The 6,630-nt window shown below is 72.5% G+C and carries 6 protein-coding genes; 4 read left to right on the plus strand and 2 right to left on the minus strand.

Annotated elements, in window-relative coordinates; translation table 11 throughout:
- Positions 1-529 precede the first annotated feature (529 nt).
- Positions 530-1,978 (plus strand): DUF4331 domain-containing protein, encoded by a 1,449-nt coding sequence (locus BI06_RS04850; protein ID WP_043465365.1) that lies wholly within the window; start codon positions 530-532, stop codon positions 1,976-1,978.
- A gap of 92 nt (positions 1,979-2,070) precedes the next feature.
- Entirely contained in the window at positions 2,071-3,381 is a 1,311-nt protein-coding gene (locus BI06_RS04855) for a lipopolysaccharide assembly protein LapB (protein WP_043465367.1), read from the plus strand.
- Positions 3,382-3,547: 166 nt separating this feature from the next.
- On the opposite strand, the gene BI06_RS04860 is transcribed toward BI06_RS04855, so the two are convergent.
- The gene (locus BI06_RS04860) at positions 3,548-3,943 is read right to left on the minus strand and encodes a contact-dependent growth inhibition system immunity protein (protein WP_043465369.1); all 396 of its coding nucleotides are present in this window, start codon (positions 3,941-3,943) and stop codon (positions 3,548-3,550) included.
- 134 nt (positions 3,944-4,077) lie between these two features.
- The gene (locus tag BI06_RS04865; protein ID WP_233290006.1) at positions 4,078-5,319 is read right to left on the minus strand and encodes an MFS transporter; all 1,242 of its coding nucleotides are present in this window, start codon (positions 5,317-5,319) and stop codon (positions 4,078-4,080) included.
- A 552-nt stretch (positions 5,320-5,871) separates the two neighbouring features.
- On the opposite strand from BI06_RS04865, the gene BI06_RS04870 reads away from it, so the two are divergent.
- Together BI06_RS04870 and BI06_RS04875 are read left to right on the plus strand one after the other, a co-directional pair.
- On the plus strand, positions 5,872-6,363 hold the full coding sequence (locus BI06_RS04870; RefSeq protein WP_233290007.1) for an NUDIX domain-containing protein: 492 nt from the start codon (positions 5,872-5,874) through the stop codon (positions 6,361-6,363).
- A gap of 71 nt (positions 6,364-6,434) precedes the next feature.
- A partial coding sequence (locus tag BI06_RS04875) for an NUDIX hydrolase (protein ID WP_043465371.1) occupies positions 6,435-6,630 on the plus strand: 196 nt, incomplete at its 3' end.

Below are 6,630 nucleotides of genomic sequence, written 5' to 3' on the forward strand. Positions count from 1 at the left end.
CCTGTCCGGGCGAGAAATCGTGGGACCGCCACGCTGGGCCTCCGGGGAAGGGGCCGGCTGCCGTGGCGAAGCCCGGCCCGGCAGGAAGAGAGGAAGAGGGAAGGGGCCGAGGGGGCCCACATCACCTTCGGGGCTGCCGGGCAGCTCGGAGTGGTCACCGTTCCGGGCCGTCCACGGGGACCACTCGCACGGAGCACCGCCCCCGGACACGGGTTCCCATCGCTCGAACATTCGATCCTCACCGCACAATTGCGGTGCAACCTGCGCCACGACTCCCTCTTGCATATGGCTTGCAACTACTGCCTGTTCGCACCAAAAGCGGCAGGTCAGGGGCGTCTGCACCTGCGCGAGTGACATCGCTGACCCATCGGGGTGAGGCGACCGAACCACACCTGCACCGCTGACGAAGCCCTGACGGGATCCGGTCCACAGTGCCGAGTGCGGCTGTCCAGCCGAATCCCGCCGCTCCGCCGCCGCGTTCGGCCCGGAGCGGCCACCGCCCCCTCACGGAAGCGAGCACCCCACCCGCATGAACGTCACGCTCCGCCCTGCCCGTAGAAGCTCCGTCGCCCGCACCGCGGCGATCCTCACCGCCATGGGCCTCGCGCTCGCCGGCACCGCGGTCCTCGGGTCCGGCGCCGGTGTCAGCACCGCCTCCAGCCACCGCGAGGCGCCGCTGATCGCCGCCGACCCGCAGGTCGACAACACCGACGTCTACGCCTTCACCAGCCCCGACAAGCCGGACACCGTCACCCTGGTCGCCAACTGGCTGCCGTTCCAGGAGCCCAACGGCGGCCCCAACTTCTACCCCTGGGCCGACGGCGCGCACTACGACATCAACATCGACTCCCAGGGCACCGGCAAGCCCGACCTCACCTACCGCTGGACCTTCCACACCGAGGACCGGCGCGGCACCAACACCTTCCTCTACAACAACGGCGTGGTGAACAACCTCACCGACCCCACCCTGCTGTTCCGCCAGTACTACACGCTCCAGGAGCTGCGCCCCGGCTGCGACCCGGTCACCCTGGTCGAGCACGGCACCGCGGCGCCGTCCGACACCGGCCGCGCGTCGATGCCGAAGTACGGGCAGCTGCGGCAGCAGGCGACCGTCCAACTGCCGGGTGGCGGGCAGACGGTGGCCACCCAGGCGGCCGATCCGTTCTTCCTGGACCTGCGGGTCTTCGACCTCCTCTACGGCGCCAACCTCTCCGAGGTCGGCCAGAACACCCTCGCCGGGTACAACGTCAACTCCCTGTCCATCCAGGTGCCCAAGAGCCGCCTCGCCTTCAAGGGCGACTCCGGCCGCAACCCCGTCATCGGGGTGTGGTCCAGCACCGAGAAGCAGACCCTCAAGCTCAGCCCCGGGAAGGCCGAACCGACCGGCAAGTTCGTCCAGGTCTCCCGCCTCGGCAACCCGCTCGTCAACGAGGTCGTCCTGCCCGCCGGACTGAAGGACGCCTTCAACTCCCTGCCGCCGTCCGAGGACCACAACCAGCCCGCCGTGGTCGCCAAGGTCCTCAACCCCGAGGTGCCGCAGCTGATCCAGGCCATCTACGGCCTCCCGGCCCCGGCCACCCCGCGCACCGACCTCCAGGAGATCTTCCTGACCGGGATCGCCAAGGCCGCCAACGGCCCCCTCGCCGTCGACCTCAACTCCCAGCTGATGAACCAGGACATCGACCCGAAGAACTTCGTGCCCGCCGAAGAGCTGCGGCTGAACATGTCCACCCCGGTCACCGCCAAGCCCGACCGGCTCGGCGTCCTCAACGGCGACTTCCAGGGCTTCCCCAACGGCCGCCGCCTCACCGACGACGTCGTCGACATCGCCCTCCAGGTCATGGAGGGCGCCACCCCGGGCCACCTGATCGGCGCCCTCGCCGCCGGCGACAAGGTCAACACCGCCGACAAGCCCTTCGGCACCGCCTTCCCCTACGTCGCGCTGCCGTACGACAAGGCCGTCAACCAGGCCCACTGACCCACCCCGCCGTGCGGGTGGCCGGCGCCACCGTCGGCCACCCGCACGGCCCCCACCCGCCGCACCGCCGAAGAACCCGCCGAAGGGCCCCCATGCGCCGCCTGCCCCTGCTGCTCACCACCATCGCCCTGTGCGGCGGCCTGGCCGCGTTCGGGGCACTCGACCGCACCGGGCCCGGCGCCACCCGCCCGGCCGCGGACACCGCCGGGCCTCCGGACAGCCGTTCCGCCCACGACAGTTCACTGAGCCACGCGATCACCGCCGACCAGCAGCGCCTGCGGCAACTGCCCACCGACGCGGCCCTGTGGGCACGCCTGGGTGCCGAGTACGTCGAACAGGCCCGCCTCACCGCCGACCCGGCCTACTACCCCAAGGCCGACGAGGCGCTGCACCGCTCCCTCGCCCTGGCCCCGCAGGCGAACGCCGACGCCCTCACCGGCCTCGGCGCCCTCGCCAACGCCCGCCACCTCTTCGACCGGGCCCGCGAGTTCGCCGAGCAGGCCGTCACCGCCTCCCCCGCGCACTGGCCCGCCTACGCCGTCCTCGCCGACGCCCGCACCCAGCTCGGCGACGACACGGGCGCCACCGAGGCCGTCCAGCAACTCCTGGACCGCCGCCCGGGCACCGCCTCCTTCACCCGCGCCGCCTACGACCTCGAACAGCACGGCCGCACCGACGACGCCCGGGCCGCGCTCCGGCAGGCCCTCGACGGCGCCTACGACCCGGCCGACAAGGCCTTCTGCCACTACCAGATCGCCGAACTCGACCGGAACTCCGGCCGCGCCGACGACGCCCTCACCGGCTACCGGCAGGCCCTGCGCACCGACCCCGACCACACCCCCGCCCTCGCCGGCCAGGCCCGCGCCGAAGCCGCCCTCGGCCGCACCGACGACGCCCTGCGCGACTACGCAGCGGCCGTCGCCCGCGTCCCGCTCCCCCAGTACCTCCTCGAACTCGGCGAGCTCCAGGAATCCCTCGGTCACCCCGAACAGGCCCAGGAGCAGTACCGGCTGCTGGCCGCCGAACAGCGGCTCGCCGCCGCCAACGGCGTCGTCGACGACCTCACCCTCGGCCAGTTCCAGGCCGACCACGGCGACCCGGCCGAAGCCGTCCGCCTGCTTCGGGCCGAATGGGACCGCCGGCAGAACGTCCTCGTCGCCGACGCCCTCGCCTGGGCCCTGCACCGAACCGGCGCCGACGCCGAGGCCCTCGACCTCGCCCGGCGGGCCCAGGCCCACGGCTGGCACAACGCCCTCTTCCTCTACCACCTCGGCACGATCGAACACGCCCTTGGCCGCACCGACGACGCCCGCACCCACCTCAGCGAAGCCCTCACAACCGACCCCGCCTTCAACCCCCTCCAGGCCCCGCTCGCCCGAACGGCACTCGCCGGCCTCCGCTGAGCGGCGGTGGACGCGCGGCGGCTGCGCTGCCCCGAGGGGGCTCGACCGGGGCAGCGGGTCGAGGCTCGCGCACCGGGCCCGCTCCGGCGGTCGCCGGGCTGCCGGGTTGTTGGGCTACCGGGCTACCGGGCCACCGGGGCTACCGGGGCTACCGGGGCTACCGGGGCTACCGGGCCAGGAACTCCCTGATCCGGGGTTCCAGGATCGACGGCACGTCGACCAACTCCGACACGATCGACCGGACCTCGCGCCCGAGCTCGGGGATCGCCCTCCAGACCTCGGCATTCCTGCTGAGCACGGCGGCCAGGAGATCCCCCTCGTACAAGTCGCCCTCCGCAAGCGGGTCGGCCCGCAGGATGTCCACCGCCAGGGGCAGGAGGTGGGTGAGGCCCTCGCTCTGGCCGATCATCAACCGCAGGTCCTCGACCGTCAGGTCGCCGACCGGCTTGCGCCGAAGCTGCCACACCGTCGCCATCAGCCGGGTCTCGCCGCCCGACAAGGCCGGCCAGCGGTCGCGCTCGAGCTCTTCGAGGGAGCAGCCGCGGTTCACAGATCGTGTCATCGTCCGATCGTCCCAGCTCCGATCGGCGCCGGGAGGGATCTGTTGTGGCGGGGCGGGCCTCGCCACCGATGGCGCGCCGACCTTGCGCCTTGCGCCGTTCAAGGAGTTCCTGGAGCGGTCCCCTCCGCCGTCGGTCAGTGTCGCGGGCCGGGTGCGGCCGCCGGTTCGGTCGATCCGTGCTCATTCGCCGCGGGCGGTTGCGGTGGCCGGGGTGCCTTCGGTGTGACCCGGAGGGCGGCGAGCAGGACGCAGAACGCGGCCATCGCGGACCACAGTGCGGTGGTCCCCGCGTGGGAGAGCAACTGGGTGCCGAGGACGGGCGCGAGTGTCGCGGCGATGCCCCAGCTGGTGCCGAAGACGGCCAGATAGCGGCCGCTCGCGCCGGGGGGCGCGAGGTCGGTGACGAGCGCGTAGATACGGCCCATCACCAGGAGATCGCCGAGGCTCTTCACGGCGACCGAGGCGATCAGGGCCGGCAGGGTGCGGGTGAGGGCGAGGCCGATCAGTCCGGCGGCGAGGAGAAGGTGGGCGAGGGCGAGCGCGGCGGGTGTGGCGAGCCGGGCCACCCAGGGCAGTCGGATCAGCGGCTGCGCGACCACGGTGGTGACCGCGGCGGCGGTGAACAGCAGCCCGGCGTCGGCGGCTGGAAGGCCCTGACGGGTGAGGGCGAGCGGCAGGGTGACGGTGGTCTGTTGGTTGATCAGGGCGTAGGCGGTTCCGGTGGCCAGGACGCTCAGCAGAGCGCGGTCGCGCAGCGGTCGTACGGCGGTATCGGCCTGGTCTGCTGCAGAGGGTTCGGGGCGGTCGCGGGGAAGGACCAGGTGGATCAGCAGCGCGCAGGCCAGGCAGGTGAGGGCATCGGTGACGAAGAGCCGGCGCAGGTCCCAGCGGCCGAGCAGGGCGGCGAGCAGTCCGGCCCCCATGGCGCCCGCCGCGAGGGCGCCGTTGAACAGACTGAACGCGCGCACCCGTTGCTGCTCGGGCACGGACTCGCCGATGATCGCCTGGCTCGGGGGCTCGTAGAGCTCGAAGGCCAGCCCGAGCAGCACGGCTCCCGCGATCGCCCAGGTGAGCGATGTGGAGGCGGCGATGGCCAGCTGCGCGGCGGCGCATCCGCAGAGCCCGAGGACGATGGTCGTGCGCCGGCCGATCCGGTCAGCCAGGTGTCCGCCGGCCAGCCGCGAGGGGATCGTCGCGAGGCCGAAGGCGGCGCTGACCAGTCCGGCGGTGGTGAGGCTCGCGCCGTGGTCGACGCTGATCAGCGCCGTGAGGAAGGGCAGTGAGAAGGCCCCGAGACGGTTGACCACCTGGGCGACCAACAGCAGGCGGACGGTGCGGGGCAGTGGTTCGGGGCGCGGCACTGCGGCTCCCTCCACTCGTGGATCGTCAAGGGCGGTGATCGGCGGGTGCTGCGTGGGCGGCGGTCCGGTTCGTCGTCGTGCGGTCCTGCGCCGAGCACGCCCACAGCCCGACCCGGACGCACCCGTCGCCCGAAACCTCCCCGATCAGTTGACCGACCGAACGGGTGATTCCGGCGAGGACTGCGCGCCGCGCGACCCGCGCTCCCACAGAGCCTCCGCCGCCGCCCCGGCCCCGGCCGGAGCGGCGGCACTCGAACGGGCTGTCGCCGCCTGTGCACTGGGCTCTGCCCCTGCCGGACACCCTCCGGGGCGGGCTGCCGGAGGCCCTGGAGCACGCGCGGGAGTGATCGAAAAGTCCCCGTTCGACCCGGGCGCGCCCGGAGAAAAACCGCTTGAACGCCAGAATCGAACAGCACCATCATCAGCGCCACCGACCACTTGAAGCCTTCCAACTCCACTGCATCGAAACGTACTTGCTGCACAGGATGCCGATGCCCGGCGCCGTGCACTCGAACACCATCTGCCGTTACTCACCCCTGCTGCCGACCACAACTCCAGGAGGACGGCGTGAACCCCCGCGACGACATCCGCCCCACCGCGACCCCGGCAACCACGACGGATCCGCCGACCCTGGTGGTCGGCGTCCACCTCGTGCTGACCGAGGCCGACCGCGTACTGCTCGGCCGGCGCCGCAACACCCGCTACGCCGCCGGGATGTGGCACCTGCCGGCCGGACACATGGAACGCGGCGAACCGGTCACCCGCTCCATGACCCGCGAGGCCGAGGAGGAACTCGGCATCTCCATCACCGAGGAGGACCTCCTGCTCGTCCACACCCTGCACCACCTCGATGCCGACGACGGCCGCAGCCGCCTCCAACTGTTCTTCCGCCCCACCCGGTACGACGGCCGGCTCCGGAACGCCGAGCCGCACAAGTGCAGCGAGCTTCGCTGGTGGCCGCTGGACGGACTGCCGGACGACACCGTGCCCTACACCGCCCACGCGCTCGCCGGGATCGTCCGCGGCAGCACCCTGTCCACCGTCGGGTGGGCCGGGTGAGCGCCCCCGAGGTCCCGAACGACGTCGGCTCACGTGAACACCCCTTTCCCCACTACCGGTTGGAGTCCCCCATGCAGTCCCTGCGGCAGGCCGTGTGCGTCATCGTCCACGACGAGAAGGGGGGCCAGGTCGCCTGTATCCACTACGCCAACGAGACCTGGTCCACGGTGCCCGCCTGGACGATCCCGGGCGGCAAGGTCGAGGAGGGCGAGCGGCTGGACGAGGCCGCCGCCCGCGAGCTCCACGAGGAGACGGGCCTGGTCGTCG

It is taken from the genome of Kitasatospora sp. MBT66 (assembly GCF_000710405.2).
In the GTDB taxonomy this organism is placed as follows: domain Bacteria; phylum Actinomycetota; class Actinomycetes; order Streptomycetales; family Streptomycetaceae; genus Kitasatospora; species Kitasatospora purpeofusca.

Excerpts from the sequence above, each read along its gene's own strand:
- BI06_RS04860 (WP_043465369.1), bottom strand. The coding sequence starts at position 3,943 with ATGACACGATCTGTGAACCGCGGCTGCTCCCTCGAAGAGCTCGAGCGC.
- BI06_RS04855 (WP_043465367.1), top strand. The coding sequence starts at position 2,071 with ATGCGCCGCCTGCCCCTGCTGCTCACCACCATCGCCCTGTGCGGCGGC.
- BI06_RS04850 (WP_043465365.1), top strand. The coding sequence starts at position 530 with ATGAACGTCACGCTCCGCCCTGCCCGTAGAAGCTCCGTCGCCCGCACC.